This is a genomic window from Streptomyces sp. CA189, assembly GCF_056428985.1.
This window is the reverse complement of the sequence record NZ_JBWJVM010000001.1, coordinates 61,758-83,787: the sequence shown is the minus strand read 5'-3', so window position 1 is coordinate 83,787 and position 22,030 is coordinate 61,758. Positions and strand designations below refer to the sequence as shown.

Here is a 22,030-nt window from a genome sequence, read left to right as displayed (position 1 = left end):
GCCGCCCGCCGCCCGGCGCGGGTGCCACCGCCCCGGCCGTGCCCGCAGGCCGTAGGCTCCGGGAATGGACACCAGTCGCCTGCTGCGCACCACCGGGACCGTGATCGCTGCTGCGGGGCTACTGCTCTCCGGGTGCACCTCGGGCGGTTCGGGAACACCCCGCGCCGCCGCGTCCTCCGGCGGGGCCTCGGAGGCGCAGTCGGCCGCGCCTGCCGCCGTCCCGGCCGCGCTGCGCCCGTACTACGACCAGAAGCTGAGCTGGCGCGAGTGCGGCGTGCCCGGCTTCGACTGCACCACCATGAAGGTCCCGCTGGACTACGAGCACCCGGAGGCCGGGGACATCGACATCGCGGTGGCCCGCCGCAAGGCCACCGACCCCGCCAAGCGGCTCGGCTCGCTGGTGGTGAACCCGGGCGGCCCGGGCGGCTCCGGCATCGGCTACCTCCAGGCGTACGCGGGCATCGGATACCCGGCCCCGGTCCGCGCCGCGTACGACATGGTCTCCTTCGACCCGCGCGGCGTGGACCGCAGCAGCCCCGTGGAGTGCCTGAACGGCCCGGCCATGGACAAGTACACGCAGGTGGACCAGACGCCGGACACGCCGGCGGAGCAGGCCCTGCTGGTGGCCGCCTTCAAGGAGTTCGCGGCCGCCTGCCGGACGCACTCGCAGCGGGTCCTGCCGCACGTGTCGACGGTCGACGCCGCCCGCGACATGGACGTCCTGCGTGCGGCGCTGGGCGACGAGAAGCTGAACTACGTCGGAGCCTCGTACGGCACCTTCCTCGGAGCGACGTACGCCGACCTCTTCCCGGGCCGGACCGGCCGGCTGGTCCTGGACGGGGCGATGGACCCCTCCCGGCCCGCGGTCGAACTGAACCGGGACCAGACGGCGGGCTTCGAGACCGCCTTCCGGGCCTTCGCCGCGGACTGCGCGAAGCAGACCGACTGCCCGCTCGGCCAGGGCAGCCCGGAGCAGATCGCGGAGCGCCTGAAGGAGTTCTTCCGCAAGGTAGACGCCCAGCCGGTCCCCACGACCGACCGCTCGCGCACCGCGCTGGGCGAGTCGCTGGCGACCACCGGGGTGATCGCCGCGCTGTACGACGAGAACGCCTGGCCGCAGCTGCGCGAGGCGCTCGGGGCCGCGATCAACGGCGACGATGGCGACGGACTGCTGGCCCTCGCCGACAGCTACTACGAGCGCGAGCAGGACGGCAAGTACGCCAACCTCATGTCGGCGAACGCCGCCGTCAACTGCCTCGACCAGCCTCCGGCCTTCGCCGGGCCCGAGGCGGTCGAGAAGCAGCTGCCCTCCTTCGAGAAGGCCTCTCCGGTCTTCGGCGCGGGCCTGGCCTGGGCCTCGCTGAACTGCGCGTACTGGCCGGCGAAGGCCACCGGCACGGCGCAGGCACTGCACGCGAAGGGCGCCCCGCCGATCGTGGTGGTCGGCACCACCCGCGACCCGGCGACCCCGTACAAGTGGGCCGAGGCCCTGGCGAGCCAGCTCGACTCGGGCGTCCTGCTGACCTACGACGGCGACGGCCACACGGCGTACGGCCGGGGCAGCGAATGCATCGACTCGGCGATCAACCGGTACCTCCTGGAGGGCACCGCTCCGGAGGACCGGAAGAAGTGCTGACCCCCGTCGGCGGCCCGTGTTCGGGGCACCCCGTTTAACCCTGTAGACTTGGCGCCGCTGCTGATGAGAGCCTCCCACCAGGGAAATTCTTGTCTCCCCAGCGGTGCCGCCTTAGCTCAGCTGGCCAGAGCAACGCACTCGTAATGCGTAGGTCTCGGGTTCGAATCCCGAAGGCGGCTCGGATTAGCCCCAGGACTCACTCGCCGTGACCTGGGGCTTTTTCATGCCCGCGAACCCCGAACTGGCGATGCTTCGGGGGCGTGGTGCGCGATCAGCTCTGCGGGTGAGCGGTGCGTCTTCTCGACAGGTGGGACTGCCATGCCCAGCGGGCCAGGCCGCCTACGGCGAGCGAGGTGACGATCGAGCCCCAGTCGATGACGTGGGGGAGACCCGGGAAGAAGGCGAAGAACGCGAAGGACAGGGCCGTGGCGACCAGGAAGGCGGCCAGGCCCGCGCGGCGGCGCTTGGCTTCCCAGGCGGGGTCTTCGGGCGGGGGCTGTGTGGTCATGTGCGGCTCACTTCGTGATGTGGTGGCACTGACTGACCCGGCGCACACCGTTGACGCTGACGTGAGCGCACGCCTTGCCGTAACGAGGCAGTGTCTGGGGGGAGTTGTCGCGCATCGGATGGATCTCGCACTCCGTGTGCGTCTTGCCTCGGGACGTGCGGTAGGTCTTGTTGTCGGTGTCCGCGTAGGTGAAGTCGATGCGCCAGTTGCAGAAGCCTGAATTCAGGGCTCCTACGAAACCGCAGTCGACGCCGGCATTCTGGTACGTGATCTTCTTGCCTTCGCCGCGGACGATGTGAGTGAACATGCAGCCCGTCGGAACCTTCATGGTGACACCGCCGACTTGGTAGTCGAAGCCGGTGACGGGTGTCGAGCCGATCGCCCCGGCATGCGCCTCAACTGGAGGTAAGACGGCCAGCCCGACCGTCGTGGCGAGAGTGGCGAGGATCCGGGCTGCTAAGAGCTTGCCCATCGGTGTCCCTTCAGGCGGAGTGTGTCTGTCAGAAGGGAACGCTTGTCGTCGACTCGGAGTTCTGCCCTCGAGGGGGCAGTCCACTACGAAAAGTGATCAAAAGATTGGCATGCTGACCACCCGTAACCGCCGCCCTCGGCGTTCTGGTTTCTGCGTGCGTGCGTGGTGCGTGGACCGGATGGGAGTCCGAGAGGGTGCTCGACGTGCCCTTCGGGGGTCGTGAACGCAATGTACGTAAACCCGCCGGGCGGCGGGGGTCGGATCGTTCGGGCAGTTGATGTGGTGTCCCCTGCCGCTGCCTAGGCTCGCTGGTGTGGCGCAACTGACCATGCGCCACGACCTTGGCTTGAGCGCGATAAAACGGGGCATAGTGTACAAGAGTTCGTTGATCATCATTTCTGACTCCCTTCCACTGAGGCGCAGCATCCGGGAGGCCGTCGACCAGGTCGACGACCTCGAGGTCGTGGGGGAGCGGGCCGGCTACCGGGCGTTGGAGCGGTCCGCACGGGACCGGATCGATCTGGTTCTTATCGACACCGCGGACATCCCCTCGGCAGAGCTGCGCACGGTGGTGGAGTACCTCCGGGCGGTGCCGGACTCGCCCAAGGTCGCGCTGCTCGCGACGGGGGCCGCCGCCGACGTGGATCTGGCGCTGCGGTCCGGTGCCCAGGGTGTGCTGACGAGGGACATGGAGCCCCTCGACCTCGTCCGGGCGCTTCAGCTGGTCGCTTCGGGCTGCTGGGCCGTATCCGCCGCGATGGCGCGGCTCGTGCCGGGGGGACCGATGTCGGTGATCGGATCCTCGTCGCCGCGGGAGCGGATCGCCTTGCTCACCGAGCGGGAGCGGCAAGTGCTGTCCCTCGTCGCCGAGGGGCTGTCGAACGGCGAAGTCGGCCAGCGGCTCTTCCTCAGCCCGGAGACGGTCAAGGAGCACGTGAGCCGCATCCTCGGGAAGATGCGGGTCGCCAACCGCATACAGGCGGCCGTGGTGGCGGCCAAGTGCGAGCTCGCGCACCTCTGATCGCCGATGTGTATTCCATCCCCCCGAAAGGGGGGTTGGCATCACCAACCGGTCAGGAGAGAGTGAGACCTGTAGGCAGCCGGACGGGGGGAATGGCTATGGGTAATCCGACACGTGAGCGCGTCTCCACGAGACGGCCGGGATTTGCGCCGGTCGATCTGGGGAAGGCGCCCGAAGTTGACGTACTTCTGGAAAGGCTGGGGCTCGGTCCGTTCGACCGGGATTCACTCGTCGCTCCGGTGGGCCGCAATGAAGTGTGGGCGGGTGACACGGCCGGCGGACGCAAGGTATTCGTCAAGCGTCTGGTCGGCGGGGGTGACGACGTACGCGCAAGAATGCGGCGCCTGTTGTCCTTCGAGCGGTTCTCCGCGGAACTCTCCTCCAGTGCCTTGCGCGGTCCGGAGTTCCTGGGCTGTGACGAGGAGGCGGGGATCGTGGCCTTCGAGTATCTCGAAGGCGCGCGGAGCGGCGCGGAGTTGATGGTCGACGAGACGTTCGACGACGCGCTGGCCCACGCGGTCGGCGGGGCCATCGGCCTGCTGCACGGCAGCCCGGTGCGACAGCCCTCCGACCTGGACGGTTCCGTACTGGAACTGCCCTCTCCGGCGCTGCTGCAGGCGCTGCCGCAGCGGATGTTCGACAACCTCAGCTTCGGGGAGCTGCAGACCTGGCGGCTCATGCAGAGCGACCCCGCGCTGATCGCGGCGGTGACGGACCTGCGTGCCCGGGAAGCGGAAGCATCCCGGGTGCCGGCCCACTGCGATCTGCGTGTGGATCAATTGCTGGTCACGGACGAGGCGTTCTACGTCGCGGACTGGGAAGAATTCCGGCTGGCCGACCCGGCGCGCGATGTCGGCGGATTCGCCGGTGAATGGCTTTACCGTTCCATCCTGGACATCGCGACCTCTCGCGGTGATGCGGTTTTCGTGGATGCCGACCTCACGCATGAGTCGGTCCTGCGGCGGGGCGCGGAAAAGATCGAGCGGCTGCGCCCACGTATCCGGCAGTTCTGGGACGGATATTGCGAGAGCGCCGGACGGGCCGATGCTGAACTCGCCGTGCGGGCCACCGCTTTCGCCGGTTGGCACATGCTGGACCGCATGATCGCGGGAAGCCCGCAACGCGGCCGGATTTCCGGGATCGAACGTGCGGCCGCCGGCGTCGGACGAGGGATATTGCTGAACCCCGAGCGGTTCGCTGTCACGCTTGGACTGGGGGAAACGGCATGAGTGGTGTGAACGAGGACCCCGTGGCCGTGGCCGGACTGGCCGTCGCCGGACTGGCCGTGGCCGAACTGTCCGCGGCCCTGCGGTCGGCGGTCGGTGGCATATCGGTCGCGGAGGACGGGGTGTCCGCGACCGTGGACGGCCGGGAACTCACGGCCGACGATCCGCGTGCCCTGGAGTCCCTGCTCGCCGGCGCGCTCTACGAGACCTGGCACGCGGGCCGCCGTGAGGACTCGGAGAACCTCCCGCGGCAGCTGAGGGACGCGGAGTTCGAGCAGGCGCTCGGCGAGGCCGTGCCGCATGAGCACACCTCGGTCGGCGTGCTCGTGCACGCCGCTCCGGCCCGGTCCGTCGCGGGCGGGGCGGAGGCCGTCGTGCAGCGGGACGGGGTGCGCATCCGTATCGCACGGGAATCCGTGGAGGGGGCACTCGGCGAAACAGCCGGAGCGACCGTCGAGTGGGTTCCCGGTGACCGCATCACGCTGCGGGTGCCGGCCGCGCGCCCCGCGCTCTCGCCCGGGTTCTTCCTGGTCGACGGATCCACTCCCGGGAGCGGCTCCGGTGGGGCGACCGTCCGGCTCTACGTCCACCTCACCGACTCGCGGAGCGCCGTCTCCGTGTGGGGCCGGGTCCTGAGCCACCTGGAGGAGCGGAAGGTGCCCTACCGGGCCAAGGTGCTCTCCTCGAGGCTGCTGTATCCCCGGCGCGACGCCCTGGTGGTCTATCTCGACGAGGACGCCCGGGCTGCCGTCACGGGGCTGGCCGAGGCCGTCGCGGGAAGTCCCGGGGTGGGGGAGGAGACCTCGGTGTTCACCCATCGGCTCGGGCCCGGTGTCGCACTGGCCTGGGAACCGGAGGACCGGCGTCAGCCGATGCAGGGACTGAGCTTCGGCCAGCACCGCGCGAGTGCGGTCGCCAAGGCCGTACTCGACAGCAGGAAGTCCGGAATCTCCGTGGAGCGCGAGCTGCTGTCCCAGTTCGCGGAGGCCAATATCGACCCCGCCGATCCGGCGCGCAATTCCACATCGCCCCGGTTGTTCTGAGGCGGTTGCAGGGAGTGAGTGCACGCATTCTCTGCTTTCGCATCAGCCAGTCACTGAAACAGGGAGAAAAATCATGGGCGACAACGCCTCGATGATGGAGCTCATCGCCGGTTACGACGCGTACGCGACCGCCAATGAGCTCAACACCCAGGCGGCCGTCGACGCGCCGGCCACCACCCCCGCCTGTGCCGCCGTCACCGGTGCCGCCGCCGGCAAGTGGCTCATCTCCGCCGCGGCCAGCGCCGTCGGCGGTGCCACGTACAAGGTGGGTTGCTGATCCAGCAAGGTGGGTTGCTGATCCAGCCGCACGGCTGAACAGCCCCTCCCGCACACACGTAGGTCAGAAAAAGAGGAGGTGAATTCAATGAACGAGAAGTTTCTCATCGAAGAGATGGTCACGGGCTACACGTCGTACGCCGAGACCGATGAGCTCAATGTGACCGCCATGGTCGACGCTCCGGCGACGACCCCCTTCTGTGGTGCCGCCGCGAGCTTTGCGATCAGCTACATCACGACCAATGGTCCCGGCTAGATCGACCTCTCGTAGCAACGGTGGCCCCGCAAACGCTAATTGCGGGGCCACCGTCGGCTCGAAGAACACAGCGTACCGACGAGACGAGTTGGCTGTCACGGCCATGAGGGAAACAAGAATCGTGAACACAACATCACATGCCGCGACTCTCCTGGACATGGCCGACTTGCTGCGGCCCAATGCGATCCGTGCCGCCGCGGCACTCCAGCTCGCCGACCATCTGGCTCACGGTCCTTTGACGGCGCGGACGCTCGCGGAGCGCACCGGCGCGAACCCCGTGATGCTCGCCAAGCTGCTCCGCTACCTCGACGAACTCGGCCTCCTTCGCCGCGACGCAGAGGACGCCTTCGAACTGACCGAACTGGGCGAGCCCCTGCGCCGGGACAGCGAGCAGAGCATGGGCCAGTTCCTCAGCGCGGAAGGGCTGTTCGGCCGAGCCGATCTGGGACTCGTGGGCCTGCTGCACACCGTACGGACCGGTGAGTCGAGCTATGCCGCCGCGTTCGGACGCGAGTACTGGGACGACATCAACGGGGATCCGGCGTTCGCCGAGGCGCTGGACAAGGAAGGCCTGACCCGCATCGCCTTCGACGCGGACCTCATCGTCGACGCCTACGACTGGAGCGGCGTGCGCCGCGTCATCGACGTCGGCGGCAACAACGGCACACTCCTCATGGAACTTCTGGGCAGGCACCCGCATCTGACCGGCGCCGTACTCGACCTGCCGGGCGTCTCCAAGATCGCCGCCCGCAGGATCGCCGAGGCCGGCCTGAGCGACCGGGGCGAGGCGGTGGCGGGCAGCTTCTTCGACCCGCTCCCCACCGGAGCCGATGTCTACCTGCTCTCCGGGATCCTCGCCGACTGGACCGACGAGCGTGCGGTGGAGATTCTCGGCAGATGCGGCGAGGCGGCCGGCCCGGCGGGAAAGGTGCTGCTCGCCGAGATCAACCTGGATTTGGACAGCTCCGGCCAGAGCGCCGCGGCCACCGACCTCTGGGTCTCGGCCACCGTACCGACCGCGTCACGCACCGTCGGCCGGCTGAAGGAACTGGGCGCCGCCGCGGGGCTGACCCTCACCTGGGAGGGGCCCGGCACGCGCGTCCGGTCGCTCCTCGAATTCGGGGCGGGGGACACGCGTGCTTGAGTTTGACCGGCTCACCAAGAGCTTCGCGGCCAAGCACGTACTGCGCGAGCTGAGCTTCGAGGTCCGTCCGGGCGAGCTCTTCGGCTTCTGCGGAGCGAACGGGGCGGGCAAGACCACCGCGATGCGCATCGCGCTCGGCCTGCTGTCCCCGGACGCCGGCGAAGTCCGCTGGAACGGCGTCTCGGTGGATGCCGAGATCCGCCGCCGCATCGGCTACATGCCGGAGGAGCGCGGTCTGTACGCGACGATGCGCCCGCGTGACCAGCTCGTCTACTTCGCCCGCCTCAGCGGGATCACCACCGCGGTCGCCAAGCGGCGGGCCGATGAGTGGATCGAACGGCTCGGAGTGAAGATGAGTCCCAAGGACACCCTGGAGAAGCTCTCGCTCGGCAACCAGCAGAAGGTCCAGCTGATCGCCGCGGTGATCCACGACCCCGAAGTGCTGATCCTGGACGAACCCTTCTCCGGCCTGGACCCGGTCGCGACCGACGCGATGGCCGACGCCCTGGTGGAGTTCAGCGGCAAGGGCGTCCCCGTGGTCTTCTCCAGCCATCAGCTCGAACTCGTGGAACGGCTCTGCGACCGGGTGGGGATCATCCGCGACGGAACCGTCGTCGCGGAGGGAACCGTGGCCGAGCTGCGGCGCGGCACCGGCAGCCGGCAGATACGGATAGCCCTGACCGGCGCACCACGGGGCTGGGCGGACGAGCTGCCCGGCACGCGGATCGTGTCCCGGGAAACGGACGACGAGGGGGCCGTCACGGTGGAGGTCGAGCAGGACGTGCCGGTACGGGACGTACTGGCCGCGGCCCAGAGCCTCGGCGAACTCGTGCACTTCTCGCGGCGCGAGCCGACGCTGGCAGAGATCTTCCGGGATGCGGTGGCGTCATGACGACTACGGAGCGACGGGCGAAGACGACGCCGCACGGGCAGCGACAGGCGCAGGCGCAGACGTACCGGGCCGACCGGCTGGGCAGCGGCACGCTGGTCTGGATGGTCGCCCAGCGCGAGATATCCACCCAGTTCCGGCGCAAGGAGATGTGGGTCTCGCTGGTCATCATGATCGTGGTGTTCTGCGGGTCACTCGGACTGCAGACCGCCTTCGATTTCGGCGACGAGAAGTCCACCGTCGGAGTCGTCGGACAGCAGCGCGGGTTCACGGACGCCCTGACGGCGCAGAGTGCCGCCGGCGGCCCCGGCGTCGAGATCGTCCAGTACGCCGACGCGGACGCCGCACGCAGGGCGGTCCAGGAGGGCAAGGCCGAGGCCGCGCTCGTCGGCGACGGGCGGATCGTCGTCCAGGAGAAGCTTCCCGAGGAGCTGGGCACGGCCGTGCAGGAGGCTCACCGCACGACCGTCACCGTGGACCGCCTGAGGAACAGCGGCCTGCAGGACGGCCCGATCGCCGAGGCCCTGACCGTCAAGCCGCTTCAGGTGACGGCCCTCGACCCGGACGTGGAACGCGACTTCCAGCGGACGATGACCGCCGGAATCGGCGTGATGCTCCTCTTCTTCATGATGCTGATGTTCGGCCAGGGGATCGCACAGGGCGTGCTGGAGGAGAAGTCGAGCCGGATCGTGGAGATCCTGCTCGCCAAGGTCAGGTCCTGGCACCTGCTCACCGGGAAGGTGCTGGGCATCGGGGTCGTCGCGCTCGCCCAGATCACCGCGATCATGGTGTGCGGAATCGGCTTCGCGCTGATCACCGGGCTGCTCGACGCCCCCGCCGACGCCATCGGCACCGGGCTGCTGGTCATCGCCTGGTTCGTCCCCGGCTACTTCCTCTTCGCCACGCTCTGGGCCCTGGCCGGCGCCATGGTCTCCCGGCAGGAGGACATCCAGCACGCGGCCGGTCCGGTCAGCTTCCTGCAGACGATCAGCTTCACCGCCGCGCTGCTCCCGTTCATCGATTTCAGCCCGACCCTCACCCGCATCTTCTCCATCGTCCCCGGCAGCTCGTGGGCCGTGATGCCCGTACGCATGGCCGCGGACCCGGTGCCCTGGTGGGACATCGTGGCGGCGGCGCTCCTGATGGCCGTGGCGATCGGCGTACTGCTGCGCGTCGGCGGCCGCATCTACATGGCGGCGATCCTCCAGCACGGCGGAATCATCAAGACCCGGGAAGCGCTGCGGCGCGCCCGTGAAGGGGCCGGCTCATGAGCACCGACGGCACGGCGGCCGCTGAAGGGGCGCGCGCGGAGTCCGCTGAGCTGCGGATCCTGCACGAACTGACCGCGGGCAACGGCCTGAAGGTGGCGGCCATCGCCGTCCTCTCGCTGATTTCGGCGGCGGCGACCCTCGCGCTGCCGATGGTCGTCGGAACCCTGGTGCGGGAGGTCCAGGAGGGCAAGGGCCTCACCTGGACGACCGCCGCGATGGCCGGAGTCGGGGTGGGCGCCGCGGCGGCCGGGGCACTGGCCGCGTATCTGCTCTCCCAGTTGGGCGAGAACCTGATCTGCCGGCTCCGCATCCGCACCATGCGCCACGGCCTCGGACTGCGGATGGCCGACGCGCGCCGCGAGGGCAGCGGCAACCTGGCGTCGCGGCTGACCGCGGACGCCATGCAGCTCAAGGGCGCCCTCGACATCGGGCCGATCCAGCTGCCGATGGCGTGCATCACCCTGGTCGGGACGCTCGTCATCATGGGCATCCTGGACTGGATGCTCCTGCTGATCACCATGGCGGGCTTCGTCACGGCGGTGGCGATCGTGGCCGTCGTGGTCGTGGGCCTGCGCCGGAAGTACGGCGCCGTTCAAGAGGAACTCGGTTCCCTCACCCAGCACTTCGTGACCGCCCTCGACGCGCTGACCGTCATCAAGGCGTACCGGGCGGAGCGCCAGGTCGCGCGGGTCCTGGCGGGCAGGGCGGAGAGCCTGTCCCGGCTCGGCACCGAGGTGGCCAGACTGGAGTCCCTCGTGGTCCCGGTGATCAACCTGGGCCAGCAGATCGCGCTGCTCACCGTCCTCATCGGCGGTGGGGCCCGACTGGTCTCCGGAGACCTGGACCTGGCGGACTTCGTCGCCTTCCTCCTCTACCTGCTGCAGCTCACCGCGCCGCTGATCATGGCGGCCTCGGGCGCCTCCACCATTCAAGCCGGGATGGTGGCCAAGGAGCGTTTCAAGAGCGTCTTCGCCCTGCCCGTGGAGAGCGTGGAGCCCGTGCCGGCCGGCCGCCGGACGGCGCTCGCTCCGGCACGGCCCGGAGCGCCCGCGGTGCGGTTCGACCGCGTCAGCATCGGCTACGGCGACCAGCCCGTGCTGCACGAGGTGGACCTCACCGTGCCCGCCGCCGGCCTCACCGCCGTCGTCGGGCTCTCGGGAGCGGGCAAGTCCACCGTGCTGGGCCTCATCGAGCACTTCATGACCCCGCACTCCGGGCGGGTCGAGGTCTTCGGCCACGACCTGCGGCACCTGCCGCTCGGCGAACTCCGTGGACAACTCGCCTATGTGGACCAGGGCTTCACCCTCGTCCGAGACTCGATCCGGATGAATCTGAACCTCGGTCGCGAGGACGCCCTGCCGGACCGGACGCTCATGGAGGCGCTCGCCAAGGTCGGCCTGGAGGAGGAGATCCGGCGGCTCCCGGCCGGCCTCGACACCGTGCTGGGCGGCGCCGAGGACCTGTCCGGCGGGCAGCGCCAGCGGCTGGCGCTCGCGCGGGTGGCCCTGACCGACGCCCGGCTGGTGCTGCTGGACGAGCCGTCCTCGCAGCTCGACAGCGTCAACGAGGGGAAGCTGCGCCGCGTCGTGGACGACCTCGCGGGCGACCGTGCCGTCCTGGTCGTCGCACACCGCATCTCGACCGTGCAGCACGCCGACCAGGTGATCGTCATGGACCAGGGGCAGGTCATCGCCCAGGGCACGCACACCGGTCTGCTCGGCAGCTGCCCCGCGTACACCGAACTGGTCGCCGGCCAGCTCCTCAGCACCCTGGAGACCGCGTGAGCACCATCTCCGTCCTGATGCCGTTCATGCCGACCAGGTCGGAGCAGGCCCTGCCGCTGGCGGCCCTCGTGCAGCACAGCTCGGCGTACCGGCTGTGGCAGGGGCAGGCGCTGGTCGTCGAACCCCACCAGACCTTCAACCATCTGGCCGCCTCCGGCTTCCGGGTGCCCGTAGGCACGGGCGTGACCCTCATGCCGTTCCGGCACCCCTACGAGGCTGCGCTGCAGGCGCGTTCGCTGGCCCTCGCGACCGGCCATCCGGTGGTGGCCGGGTACGGTCCGGGCGCGGCCGTCCTGCAGCGCAGCGTGCTCGGCGCCCCCTACGCCAGCCCGCTGACCGCGGTACGCGAGTACCTGACCATCGTCGGCGGGCTGCTGGCGGGACGCCGGGTCGAGCTCGACGGCGAGTACTTCACCTGCCATGTCGAGCTGGTGCCGGAGCCCGGTCCTCCCGTAGAGGTCGGACTCGGTGTGCTGCGGCCCAGGATGGCCCGGGTCGCGGGGGAGGTCGCCGATGTCGCCATCACGTGGATGACCCCGCCCCGCTACCTGCGGGAGGTCATCGCGCCCGCCCTCCGCGAGGGCGCGCGGGCGGCCGGGAGGCCGGTGCCGCGGCTGGTGGCGATGGTCCCCCTGGCGCTGCGCGCGGCCGACCGCGATCCGGTGGAACTGCTGCTCGCGGGCAACACCGGGCATCTGAAACTGCCGCACTACCAGGACATGCTGCGCCGGTCGGGAATCGACGTCGATCCGGACGACCTGCCCGGGTCGGCCAAGGCGGTGATCGCCGGGCGTGGCTTCGTCAGCGGTGACGTCGACGAGATCCTGGCCGTGCTCGACGAGTACCGGGCGGCCGGCGTGGACGAGATCGTGCTGAACGTCACCGGACTGTGCCGGCGCTACGGACTGCCCGCGGCTCTCGGTGAACTGGAGACGCTCCTGGGCGCGCTCCCGCGGGGCGCCGTGTCCGGCGGGAGTGGCGCCGCGGCGGGCGAGGGCGGCGCACCGGCCGACGCCGGCCGCTTCGCCACGGCCTCGCGCGGGGGTGTGCTGTGAACCACCCCGCGCCCGCCGTCGACGGTGTCCCGGACTTCGGCGTCTCCCGGCTGCTCCTGGTCGGAACCGGGTCGATCTCGGTCTCGGACCTGCCGTTCTGGGCGGAGTGGCTCCGCGCCTCCTACCCCCGTCTGGAGATCAAGACGGTGATCACGCGGAGCGCCGAACGCTTCGTGAGCCGGGCCTCGTTGGCGGCACGGACCGGTGGTGACGTCCTCACGGACACCTGGCCCGAGGACACCGCACACGCCCGGCACGTCGCATGGGCGGAGTGGGCCGAAGCGGTGGTCGTCCATCCGGCGACGCTGCACTTCGTCGCCCGTCTCGCGCTCGGTCTGGCCGACACCCCCGCGCTGCTCGCCGCGCAGTGCACGGCCGCACCCGTCGCGGTGGCGCCCGCGCTGCCGCCCGGTGGCCTGGACAGCGCCGCCTACCAAGCGCACTGGACCGCGCTGACCGCACGGCGCAACGTCGTGGTCGCGCCGCCCCGCTCGGGGGTGAGCGCGACCACCGGGCGGTCCGACGCGTGGGTGCCCGCGCTGATGCCGGACGTCATCGAACTGCTGGAGCGGCGCAGGGTGGAACTCGCCGAGCGGGCCGGAGCGGCGGCGCCCCTGCCGCCGACGGCCGCGCTGCTGGCGGAGGGGAGCCCGGTATGACGACCGAGTTCGCCACCGGCCTGCTCCGGACCACGATCACCCGCCGTGACGGCGGGGGACACCGCTGGACCAGGTCCCCCGGTGCGCTGGCCCCCGCGCCCTTCTCCCCGGTGAACGGCGCCCTGGACAGCACGCTCGCGGTCCTCGAAACCCCCGGTGGCGCCCGGCTGGTGCCGGGCCGGCCGGGCGGCGGGCAGCAGGAGCGCACGTACGACCTCGGCGGCGGCGAATCCGTCGCCGGCTGCCTGCTCCGGGACGGCGCGCACGCCGGTCTGGAGCCCGCGGTGCGCGAGCTGGGCGGCCTGCTCGCCGCCCTGCACGCCGTTCCGGCTCCCGTCACCGGACCGCGGCTCGCCGCGCCGTCGCGCGGACTGGTCCGGCTGGAGCGCTGGCTGAGCGGCCGCGCGCCGCAGGTGTGGGCCGCCCAGGCGGGGGCCATGCTGAAGGACCGGCTCGGGCCCGCCCGCTGGGCGACGTTGCGCGCCTGGTGCGCCCCGGCGTACGCGGACGGGGCCGACCCCGGCGGGGCGACCGAGCCGCTGGTCGTGGCCCATGGCGCGCCCGGACTGGGATCCCTCGTCGTCGATCCCTCCTCGGGTCGCGCCGAACTGCTCATCGGCGAGGACCTGTGCCTGGGACCCTGGCACTCCGATCTGGGCTGGGCGCTCGGGGAGATCGTCGAACTCTCCTGGCAGCTGGGCGGTGATGCGCGGCAGTGGCAGCGCCTCAGCGACGCGCTGCAGGAGGGCTACGGACGGCCGCTGGGCTCCACCTGGCCCCGGCACGCGGCCGTACGGGTCGCCCTCCATCTGCACGACTACATCGCGTACATCGGCTGGCACCCGGTCGAGTTCGAGCGGTTCGCCGCGTTCCTCACCTTTCTCATCGATCTCATTCCCGTCCGCCCCCAGGAGGGCTCCCATGCAGCAGCACCAGCTTTCACTTCCGTCCGGCCTGTACCTGCTGGCGTGGAACACGGATAACCAGAAGCTCACCAGCACCGACACCATCGGCCACGTGGTGCGGGCCGGGGCCCTCGCCGAGCTCGCCCTGCGAGGGCTGCTCACCGACGCCGACGGCAGGCCCGCCGCGGCCGAGGGGGAGCCGACGGGAGAGCCGGCGCTCGACGACCTGCTCGGGCTCATCGCCCGCTCCGGGCCCCTGGCCTGGAAGGGATGGATCAACCAGGGCGTGAAGCCCACCCTCACCGCCGTGCGGGAACGGCTCGCGGAGGCGGGCTTCCTGAGCCTCGACGCCCACCGCCTCGGCGGCCTGGTCCCCGTGACGACCGTGAACCTGCGGTCCACCGAAGCCGGCGACCTCCTGCGGAACCAGGCCGTCCGGGCGCTGCGCGGCGAGGAGCCGGCCGACGCGGTGGCCGACCGCGACGCCGCTCTGGTCACGCTGGCCGCGGCGGGCGGCCTGCGTACCGTCATCAGCGAGGCGGAGACCAAGGCGTACCGGCAGCGGCTCGCAGCGCTGGCCGGCCGCGGCGGCCCGGCCTTCGAGGCGCTGCGCAGGATCCTTCCGGAACTCCGCGAGACGGTGGAGATCGCCCATGCGGGGTGAGCGCCCGCCGCTGCACCGGGTGACCCTGGCCAACGGGCTCCGGGTGCTGCTGGCACCCGACCCCGGCGCCCCGCGCGTGACGGTGTGCGTGCACTACGGGGTCGGATTCCGTTCCGAACCCCCTGCCAGGGAGGGCTTCGCCCACCTCTTCGAGCACCTGATGTTCCGGGGCAGCGAGAGCCTGCCGAACGGCGCGTTCTACGACCACGTGCACGCCTCGGGCGGTGAGGCCAACGGCACCACCCACCAGGACTACACGGACTACTACCAGGCCGTACCGGCCGAGGCGCTGGAGCAGGCACTGTTCAGCGAGGCGGACCGGATGCGGGCGCCCCGGTTCACCCCGGACAGCCTCGCCGAGCAGCTCGACGGGGTCGCACAGGAGATCCACCAGGCGACCGTGGCCCGCCCCTACGGCGGATTCCCCTGGCCGCTGCTGCCCGGCCTGCTCTACGCGTCGCACGCCAACGCCCACGACGGCTACGGGGACATCGCCGAGCTGCGGCACACCACACCCGACCAGTGCGCCGAGTTCTTCGACACCTACTACGCCCCGTCCAACGCGGTACTCACCGTGGGCGGCGGCTTCGGCCTCCGTGCCGGGCTCGAGCTCGTCGAGCGCCACTTCGGGGACATACCCGACCGCCCGGTGCCGCCCCGCCCGGAGCTGGACGAGCCGGTGCCGGAGGCCGACCGGTGGAGCGTGTGCACCGAGGCCGGGGTCTCCGAGACCGCCGTCGCCGTCGGCTACCGCCTCCCCGACCCCGGCCGTGACCTGACCGGCTATCTCGCACACCGGGTGCTGGCCGGGCTGCTGGCCGGCGACGGCGAGGTCGACAGCAGCTGCGGCTTCTTCGGCCCCCTGGACGCGAGGAGTCCCGACACCCTGGTCCTCACCGGCCGGCCGGCGGCGGGGAGCTCGCCGCGGGATCTGCTGGCACGGATCGAGGGGCACTGGCGGGCGTGGGCCGAGGGCGAGGGCCGCGATGACGCCGTGGCCCGGGCCGTCGGCGCACTGGTCCTGGAACACCATCGCGACCACGACGACCTCCAGGTCCGCACGCGCGCGCTGGGCCGGCTGGAAACGCTCTTCGGCCGCGCCGAACTCCTCGACGAGCTCCCGCTGCGGCTCTCGGAGATCGGCCCGTCCCAGGTGGCCGAGGCCGCGCGCGGGCTGCTGCGCGCGCACAAGGCGGTTCTGGTGATCGAACCCGGCCCGGTACGCACCCGCCCGGCGCCGGCGGTCCGCTCCGCGCCCGCTTTCCCCGCAGCGTCCGCGCCCGTGTCCCCCGCAGCGTCCCCGGAGTCGTCACCCGCCGTGGCCCCCGCGATGGCGGTCCGGCCGCACCGCACCGCTGCGCAGCTGGGCAGCAGCCCGGCCGGACCGCGGCGCGTGCCCGTGCCGGAGCCCGAGCCCGAGCGCCCCGTCAAGGACCCGGACCTCGCCGTCAGCGCGGACGCCACCCTGGGGAACGGCCTGCGGCTGGTGGCCGTCCACACCCGCACCCCGGTGGTCGAGCTGCGTCTGAGGAAGCCCCTCGGCGTGCTGGGCTGGACCCGGCCCGACGAGGTGGACGCGCTGCTGCGCCTGCTCAACCAGCGGGCCCGTACGGCCTGGCGAGCCGCATCCGTACGGGGCGACATCCAGTGGTCCACCGACGGCCAGTGGCTGGAGGCGACCGGCCACGTCGCACCGTCGGACGTGGACACCTGGCTGTCCGTCCTGGCCGAACTCGCCTCCGCCCCGGAACCGGCGGCCCGTGAGGGCGCGCGGCCGCGGACATCGGCTGCCCCGCCGGTACCGCGCGGCCCGTCGCTCCTGCGCCCCGCGGACCGCGTGGCCGACGACGCTCTGCGCCGTCGGCCGGCGGACCGGCCCGCGGCCGCCCTGGACGATCCGGCCGCGCTGCACCGCTCGGTCGTGAACCCCGCGGGCGCAACCCTGATCGCCGTCGGCGCGCTGGACGGCGCCCGGCTGGCGGCGCGCGCGGAACACCTGCTCGCCCCGTGGACCTCGGCCGGTGCCGAGGAGGCCCCGGCGGAACCTTCCCGGCCCGACGACGGCGCGGACCTGCTCGTGGTGCGCCAGGACCACTACCCGGGCGCCCACCTCACGCTGTACGCGCCCGCCTCGATGAACGGTCCGGACGAGGCGGCGCGCTATGTCGCGACGGCGGTCTTCGGCGGGTACTTCGGGTCCCGTCTCGCCGCCCGGCTCGCCCGCCGCGGTACGTCGGCCTACGTGGCGCTCGCCGGACGCGATGTCCTCGGGGACCGGCCGCGCGCGTACGTACGGGCATGGCTACCGGAAGCACGGGTACCGGAGGCCCTCGGGGAACTGCGGGCAGAGGCCCTGGCCATGGCCGAGGATCCGCCGGGAACCGCCGAGGTGTCCGCGGCCCGCGCCTTCTGCGCGGGGCAGCTGCTGTCCGTCTTCGACTCGCAGGCAGGGGTGGCGGACGTCCTGTGCCGGACGGTCGCCTATGGTCAGGCGCCCGCCTGGGCCGCCCGGTTGCCGCGCCTGATGCGCGAAGCGAGCACGGCGGACGTCGCCCGTGTCGGGGCCGAACTGTTCGCGGCGCGACCTCTGGCCGGAGTGCTCGTGGGGAGAACGGGCCCGGGGCAGGCGGACGAAACGGAACTCCGTAGAGTGAGGCGCTGAAGTGTCCTGACGGAGGAGAGACCGTGATCCGCGTTGTCGTGGTGGACGACGAGCAGCTGGTCCGCTCCGTGCTGCGGCTCATCCTGTCCTCCGCGAGCGACATCGAGGTCGTCGCGGACTGCAACGGAGGGCAGGCGGTGGCCACCGTCGTCGCGCACCGCCCCGATGTGGTGCTGCTGGACATCCGGATGCCGGAGGTGGACGGCCTGAGCGTGCTGCGCGGGCTGCGGGCCGCCCTGGCTGCGCAGCTTCCCGCCGTCGCGATGCTGACCACGTTCGACGCGGAGGAGTACCTCGGGCCCGCCCTGCGGCTCGGTGCGACGGGGTTCCTGCTCAAGGACACGGACCCGGAGCTCCTGGTCCAGTCCGTACGCATCCTGGCCACCGGGAGCAGCGTGCTGGCCCCCGGCGTCGTCCGTACGGTCATCGACCACTACCTGGACCCCGCGACCGACGCGGATCAACAGGCCGTGAAGGCGGTGCAGACGCTCACGGCGCGCGAACGGGAAGTGCTGGCGCTCCTCGGCGAAGGCCTGTCGAACCTGCAGGCGGCCGAGCGTCTGGAACTCGCGAGCAGCACGATCAAGGACCACATCAGCGTCGTGCTCGCCAAGCTCGGCGGAATCAACCGGGTCCAGGCCGCCGTGGTCGCCGACCGCGCCGGGCTCGTGGACGGCCCGCACCTCGGCCGCGGAGCGTTGAGCTGAGCACCCTTCCGCCGTGGCTGACGAGGATCGGCCCGGTCGCGGCGGCCGCCGTCGAAGCGCTGCTGGTCAACGGTGTCTCGCCCAGTCCCGCACTGGGGCTGTCGCTGTTCGCCGCCGCGGGCCTGCTGCTGCGCCACCGCTTTCCGCTGACGGTGCTGCTGGCCACGCTGCCGGGGCTGTACATCGGCTACACCGTTTTCGCTTCGCTCTTCGCCCTGTACACCGTCGCCTGCCGGCGCGGCGACCGCCGGCTCCTGGCGGGGTGCGCGGTGCTGGTCGCCGCCGCCCACTTCCTGCCCTACCCCATCGGCAACCCGGTGCTGTCCCCGTCCCGGGAGGTCGCGCTGCAGATCATCGACGCGTTCGTGACCGCCGGGGGGCCCATCGTCCTGGGCCTCTTCGTCACCACCCGCCGGGAACTCGCGGCCCGCCTGGCGGAGCTCACCCGCACCCGGGGCCGCGAGGACCGGCTGCTGGCCGAGCGCGTACTGGCCACGGAACGGGTCAGGCTGGCCCGCGAGATGCACGACGTGGTCGCCCACCAGGTCTCCCTGATCAGTCTCCAGGCGGGTGGCCTCACGGTGCTGGCCCGCGACCCGGCGGCCCGGGAGGCCGCGGCGACGATCCGAGAGCTGTCCGTCCGGACCCTGAACGAACTGCGCCAGATGGTGGGCGTCCTGCGTGCGGCGGGCGGGAACTGCGAACAGCTCGGCCCGCAGCCCCGCCTCTCCGACATCCCCCGGCTGATCGAGGACAGCGGGCTCACGGTCGAGTGGGACGTCGCCGAAGGCCTCACGGGCCGGTTCCCGGAGTCCGTGGAGCGTGCCGCGTTCCGGACGGTGCAGGAGACGCTGACCAACGTGCGCAAGCACGCACCCGGCGCCTCGGTGCGGATGGCCATCCGCCAGGAGGCCGACGGGCTGCGCGTGGAGATCCGCAGCGGTCCGCCCGACCCCACGGTCCGGCCCCCGGACCTCCCGCACGGCGGCCATGGCCTGGTCGGGCTGCGCGAGCGCGCCCAACTCCTGGGCGGCGCCTTCGAGGCCCACCCGACGGAGGACGGCGGATTCCTGGTCAGCGCCTGCCTCCCGACGGGCGCCAGGCCGTGAACGGCCGACGCCTCGGCACGCGAACGCGGCGCTGACCGGGACCGCGCGGGAGTCGCCCCGCTTGCCGTGGCCGTGGAGTCTGTCCGGATCCGAGCGCTTGGCCCGGCTCGGGGCGGGGCATTGATCACAGCCATGTGCCGCCTTCGGAGCTGGGCCCGGACTGCGGACTGCCGGAGCGGCTGGGGAGAAGGGCGTGTGGCGGACGTGCGTGGGGAAGTAGTGGACCTGGTCGGTGAGTTCGTTGCCGTGTCCGCCGTGTTGACCGGGTTCGGCGCTGCCGAGCTGGAGGCCCTGGGGCTGGCGGAGGACTATGCGGCCGTCGTGGCGGGGCGGATCGAGGCCGGGGGCATCGGACGGATCGCCGGTGCGCTGGAGCAGGCCGGCGGCCTGGACGGGGTGCGGGACGAGGGGCTGCTGGAGGCGGCCAGGGCGGTCACGCACCTTTGGTACACCGGCTGTTGGCCGGGAGTCGGAGGTGGGGAACCGTTCGTGGTGTCGGCGCGGGCGTACGCCGGGGGCTTGGTCTGGCAGACGTTCGGCGGGGACGCGCCCGGTACCGCGCAGCCGGGTTTCGGGTCGTGGGCCGAGCCGCCCGCTGCGCGTTCCCGGAACGCGGAGGCGGGCCGGTGAGGGGGGACGGAGCCCCGGCCGGGCCGCGCTACGACGTGATCGTGGTGGGTGCGGGGATCGCCGGGTCGCTGGTGGCCAAAGCGCTGGGTGAGCAGGGCCGGCGGGTCCTGGTGCTGGAGGCCGGAGCGGGTGCGGCCGATCCGGTGCGGGGCCACCGCGAAGCACTGGAGACCTACTACTCGGCGACGGCCAAGGTGCCCGGCTCCCCCTATCGGGCCCATCCGGCGGCGCCCTGGCCCGAGGTCACCGACATCGCGGGCCGGGCCGGCGGTGGCTACCGGGCCGAAGGCCATCTGCTCCAGCGCGGTGAACTCCCGTACGGCAGCGGGTACGTACGCGTCAACGGTGGCACCGGGAACGTCTGGACCGGGCTGACCCCGCGGATGCATCCCGAGGACTTCCGGACCGAGGACTTCGGCTACGGCCGCAGCTGGCCGATCGGCTACGACCAGGTGGAGCCCTACTACCGGGCCGCGGAACGGGAGATCGGGGTGGCCGCCGACGTCGAGGAGCAGCGCGTCCACGTCGGTCTGCCGTTTCCGGACGGCTACGTCTTCCCCATGCGCTCCCTGCCCGCCGGCTACCTGGACCGGGTCATGGCCGAGCGGCTCGACGGGCGGTGGGTCAAGGACCCGGCCGGCCGCTTACCGGTCGCGTTGCGGGTGACCGGTACGCCGCACGGGCGCAACGGTGAACCGAACCCCTCGTACGACGGTGGGGCGGGGTACGTGCCCGCCGGCGCGGGGGGCCGGCCGGAGGCGGGCAGCCGCTGCGCGGGCAGCGCCAGCTGCATTCCCATCTGCCCGTCGCACGCCAAGTACACGCCGCTGAAGACCCAGGGCCAGTGGGGGCCGACCGTACGGCTGGTCGACCGTGCCGTGGTCAGCCGGGTCCTCGTCGACGGCAACGGCCGTGCCACCGGTGTCGAATACCTCTCGTACGGCACGGAGGGGGAAGAAGCGGGTGCGGTGACGGCCAGGGCCGCGGCGGACGTCGTCGTACTGGCCGCGCACGCCGTCGAGAACGCCCGGCTGCTGCTGCTCTCGGACCTGGCCAACCGGAGCGACCAGGTCGGCCGCAACCTGATGGACCATCCGGTCCTGCTCACCTGGGGGCTGATGCCCGAACCGGTCGGGCCCTATCGCGGTCCCGGTTCCACCTCGGGCCTCGAGGGCTTCCGATTCGGCCCGGCCCGCCGCTCCCGCGCCCCGTTCCGCGTCGAGATCGGAAACTGGGGCTGGGTGTGGGCGAAGGGGCCGGTCGACGGAGACGTGGCCGAACTGCTGCGGACCGGGGGCCGGGACGGGCGCGGGCTGTTCGGAGCGGAGCTGCGCACCGCCCTGGAGGACCGCGTCGGGCGGCAGTTCTCGCTGCAGTTCGAGATGGAGCAGAGCGCCGACCCGGCCAACCGGATCACCCTCGACCACGAGCGCCGCGACGCGCTGGGGCTGCCCCGTCCCGTGGTGACGTACGACCTCTCGGAGCACGTCAAGGACGGGATGGCGGCGGCCAGGGCGGTCTCCGACCAGATCTTCGCGCTCCTCGGCGCCGAGGACCGCACCGACTACGCCCCCGGCCCGGGCTGGCCGGGCCGCTTCGTCCACGACGGGCGGCCGTACGCCTACCGGGGCGCCGGGCACGCCGCGGGCACCCACGTCATGGGCGGTTCGCCGGCCTCCTCCGTGGTCGACGAGTGGCAGCGCTGCTGGGACCATCCGGGCCTGTACGCCGTCGGCTGCGGCAGCATGCCGTCGGTCGCCACCTCCAACCCCACCCTGACGATGGCCGCCCTGGCCCTGCGGAGTGCCGAACGGATCGAACGGGATCTCGCGGCACGCGACAGGCCCGCCGCCCTCGCAGGCCGGGCCCCCGCCAGTCCGCAGGCCCCGGCCAGTCCCTAGTGCTGTGACCGGAAAGGTTCACCGTGTCACGGCGCCCGGCACGGCACCTCGCCGTGTTGTCGGACCACGACGGTACGTCCAGTACGAGTCGGGGTCCTCCGCCTTGCGATGCACCGCACCGGACACCGCGACCCGGCAAACCTTTCCGGCCACAGCACTAGGCCCCGCCACCCCGCTCACGCCCGCCACCCCGCTCACACCCGCCACTCCCG

At 71.9% G+C, this 22,030-nt stretch carries 21 protein-coding genes and 1 tRNA gene; 20 read left to right on the top strand and 2 right to left on the bottom strand.

Features of this window, described 5'->3' with window-relative positions; genetic code table 11:
• The first annotated feature begins 64 nt into the window (after window positions 1-64).
• Both AC061S_RS00390 and AC061S_RS00385 read left to right on the top strand, forming a co-directional pair.
• A complete protein-coding gene (locus AC061S_RS00390) occupies window positions 65-1,636 on the top strand; it encodes an alpha/beta hydrolase (protein WP_478683750.1) in 1,572 nt (523 codons plus the stop codon).
• 105 nt (window positions 1,637-1,741) lie between these two features.
• Window positions 1,742-1,815: transfer RNA gene (locus AC061S_RS00385), tRNA-Thr, on the top strand.
• 92 nt (window positions 1,816-1,907) lie between these two features.
• Here the strand turns inward: AC061S_RS00385 and AC061S_RS00380 are convergent.
• A complete protein-coding gene (locus AC061S_RS00380; protein ID WP_478683749.1) occupies window positions 1,908-2,144 on the bottom strand; it encodes a hypothetical protein in 237 nt (78 codons plus the stop codon).
• A 7-nt stretch (window positions 2,145-2,151) separates the two neighbouring features.
• Window positions 2,152-2,616, bottom strand: a complete 465-nt coding sequence (locus tag AC061S_RS00375; RefSeq protein WP_478683748.1) for a hypothetical protein — start codon at window positions 2,614-2,616, stop codon at window positions 2,152-2,154.
• 385 nt (window positions 2,617-3,001) lie between these two features.
• On the opposite strand from AC061S_RS00375, the gene AC061S_RS00370 reads away from it, so the two are divergent.
• The 18 genes from AC061S_RS00370 (at window position 3,002) to AC061S_RS00285 (ending at window position 21,818) form a co-directional block, all read left to right on the top strand.
• Complete coding sequence (locus tag AC061S_RS00370; RefSeq protein WP_478683747.1) at window positions 3,002-3,637, top strand: LuxR C-terminal-related transcriptional regulator; 636 nt, start codon at window positions 3,002-3,004, stop codon at window positions 3,635-3,637.
• Between the two features lie 98 nt (window positions 3,638-3,735).
• Entirely contained in the window at window positions 3,736-4,866 is a 1,131-nt protein-coding gene (lxmK, locus tag AC061S_RS00365; RefSeq protein ID WP_478683746.1) for a class V lanthionine synthetase subunit LxmK, read from the top strand.
• Window positions 4,863-5,906: a T3SS effector HopA1 family protein gene (locus AC061S_RS00360; RefSeq protein ID WP_478683745.1), complete on the top strand. Its 1,044-nt coding sequence runs from the start codon at window positions 4,863-4,865 to the stop codon at window positions 5,904-5,906. Before lxmK ends, AC061S_RS00360 begins: the two co-directional genes overlap by 4 nt.
• A gap of 73 nt (window positions 5,907-5,979) precedes the next feature.
• Complete coding sequence (locus AC061S_RS00355) at window positions 5,980-6,183, top strand: LxmA leader domain family RiPP (RefSeq protein ID WP_478683744.1); 204 nt, start codon at window positions 5,980-5,982, stop codon at window positions 6,181-6,183.
• An 87-nt stretch (window positions 6,184-6,270) separates the two neighbouring features.
• A complete protein-coding gene (locus AC061S_RS00350; RefSeq protein ID WP_327681803.1) occupies window positions 6,271-6,438 on the top strand; it encodes a hypothetical protein in 168 nt (55 codons plus the stop codon).
• Between the two features lie 157 nt (window positions 6,439-6,595).
• Window positions 6,596-7,582: a methyltransferase gene (locus tag AC061S_RS00345; protein WP_478683743.1), complete on the top strand. Its 987-nt coding sequence runs from the start codon at window positions 6,596-6,598 to the stop codon at window positions 7,580-7,582.
• Window positions 7,575-8,474: an ABC transporter ATP-binding protein gene (locus AC061S_RS00340; protein WP_478683742.1), complete on the top strand. Its 900-nt coding sequence runs from the start codon at window positions 7,575-7,577 to the stop codon at window positions 8,472-8,474. The genes AC061S_RS00345 and AC061S_RS00340 overlap by 8 nt, the downstream gene beginning before the upstream one ends.
• Window positions 8,471-9,742 carry an ABC transporter permease gene (locus AC061S_RS00335; protein ID WP_478683741.1) on the top strand — a complete coding sequence of 424 codons (1,272 nt, stop codon included), beginning with the start codon at window positions 8,471-8,473 and terminating at the stop codon, window positions 9,740-9,742. The genes AC061S_RS00340 and AC061S_RS00335 overlap by 4 nt, the downstream gene beginning before the upstream one ends.
• Complete coding sequence (locus AC061S_RS00330) at window positions 9,739-11,526, top strand: ABC transporter ATP-binding protein (RefSeq protein WP_478683740.1); 1,788 nt, start codon at window positions 9,739-9,741, stop codon at window positions 11,524-11,526. Before AC061S_RS00335 ends, AC061S_RS00330 begins: the two co-directional genes overlap by 4 nt.
• The gene (locus tag AC061S_RS00325; RefSeq protein ID WP_478683739.1) at window positions 11,523-12,581 is read left to right on the top strand and encodes an LLM class flavin-dependent oxidoreductase; all 1,059 of its coding nucleotides are present in this window, start codon (window positions 11,523-11,525) and stop codon (window positions 12,579-12,581) included. The genes AC061S_RS00330 and AC061S_RS00325 overlap by 4 nt, the downstream gene beginning before the upstream one ends.
• A complete protein-coding gene (locus AC061S_RS00320) occupies window positions 12,578-13,240 on the top strand; it encodes a flavoprotein (RefSeq protein WP_478683738.1) in 663 nt (220 codons plus the stop codon). Before AC061S_RS00325 ends, AC061S_RS00320 begins: the two co-directional genes overlap by 4 nt.
• The gene (locus tag AC061S_RS00315) at window positions 13,237-14,223 is read left to right on the top strand and encodes a phosphotransferase (protein WP_478683737.1); all 987 of its coding nucleotides are present in this window, start codon (window positions 13,237-13,239) and stop codon (window positions 14,221-14,223) included. Before AC061S_RS00320 ends, AC061S_RS00315 begins: the two co-directional genes overlap by 4 nt.
• Window positions 14,162-14,809 carry a GOLPH3/VPS74 family protein gene (locus AC061S_RS00310; RefSeq protein WP_478683736.1) on the top strand — a complete coding sequence of 216 codons (648 nt, stop codon included), beginning with the start codon at window positions 14,162-14,164 and terminating at the stop codon, window positions 14,807-14,809. The genes AC061S_RS00315 and AC061S_RS00310 overlap by 62 nt, the downstream gene beginning before the upstream one ends.
• Window positions 14,799-17,471, top strand: coding sequence for a M16 family metallopeptidase (locus AC061S_RS00305; RefSeq protein ID WP_478683735.1), 2,673 nt, complete (start codon window positions 14,799-14,801; stop codon window positions 17,469-17,471). The genes AC061S_RS00310 and AC061S_RS00305 overlap by 11 nt, the downstream gene beginning before the upstream one ends.
• A 23-nt stretch (window positions 17,472-17,494) precedes the next feature.
• On the top strand, window positions 17,495-18,178 hold the full coding sequence (locus AC061S_RS00300) for a response regulator (protein WP_478683734.1): 684 nt from the start codon (window positions 17,495-17,497) through the stop codon (window positions 18,176-18,178).
• Between the two features lie 152 nt (window positions 18,179-18,330).
• A complete protein-coding gene (locus AC061S_RS00295) occupies window positions 18,331-19,287 on the top strand; it encodes a sensor histidine kinase (RefSeq protein ID WP_478683733.1) in 957 nt (318 codons plus the stop codon).
• 195 nt (window positions 19,288-19,482) lie between these two features.
• The gene (locus tag AC061S_RS00290; protein WP_478683732.1) at window positions 19,483-19,917 is read left to right on the top strand and encodes a hypothetical protein; all 435 of its coding nucleotides are present in this window, start codon (window positions 19,483-19,485) and stop codon (window positions 19,915-19,917) included.
• Window positions 19,914-21,818 (top strand): GMC oxidoreductase, encoded by a 1,905-nt coding sequence (locus AC061S_RS00285; RefSeq protein WP_478683731.1) that lies wholly within the window; start codon window positions 19,914-19,916, stop codon window positions 21,816-21,818. The genes AC061S_RS00290 and AC061S_RS00285 overlap by 4 nt, the downstream gene beginning before the upstream one ends.
• The last annotated feature ends 212 nt before the right edge of the window (window positions 21,819-22,030 follow it).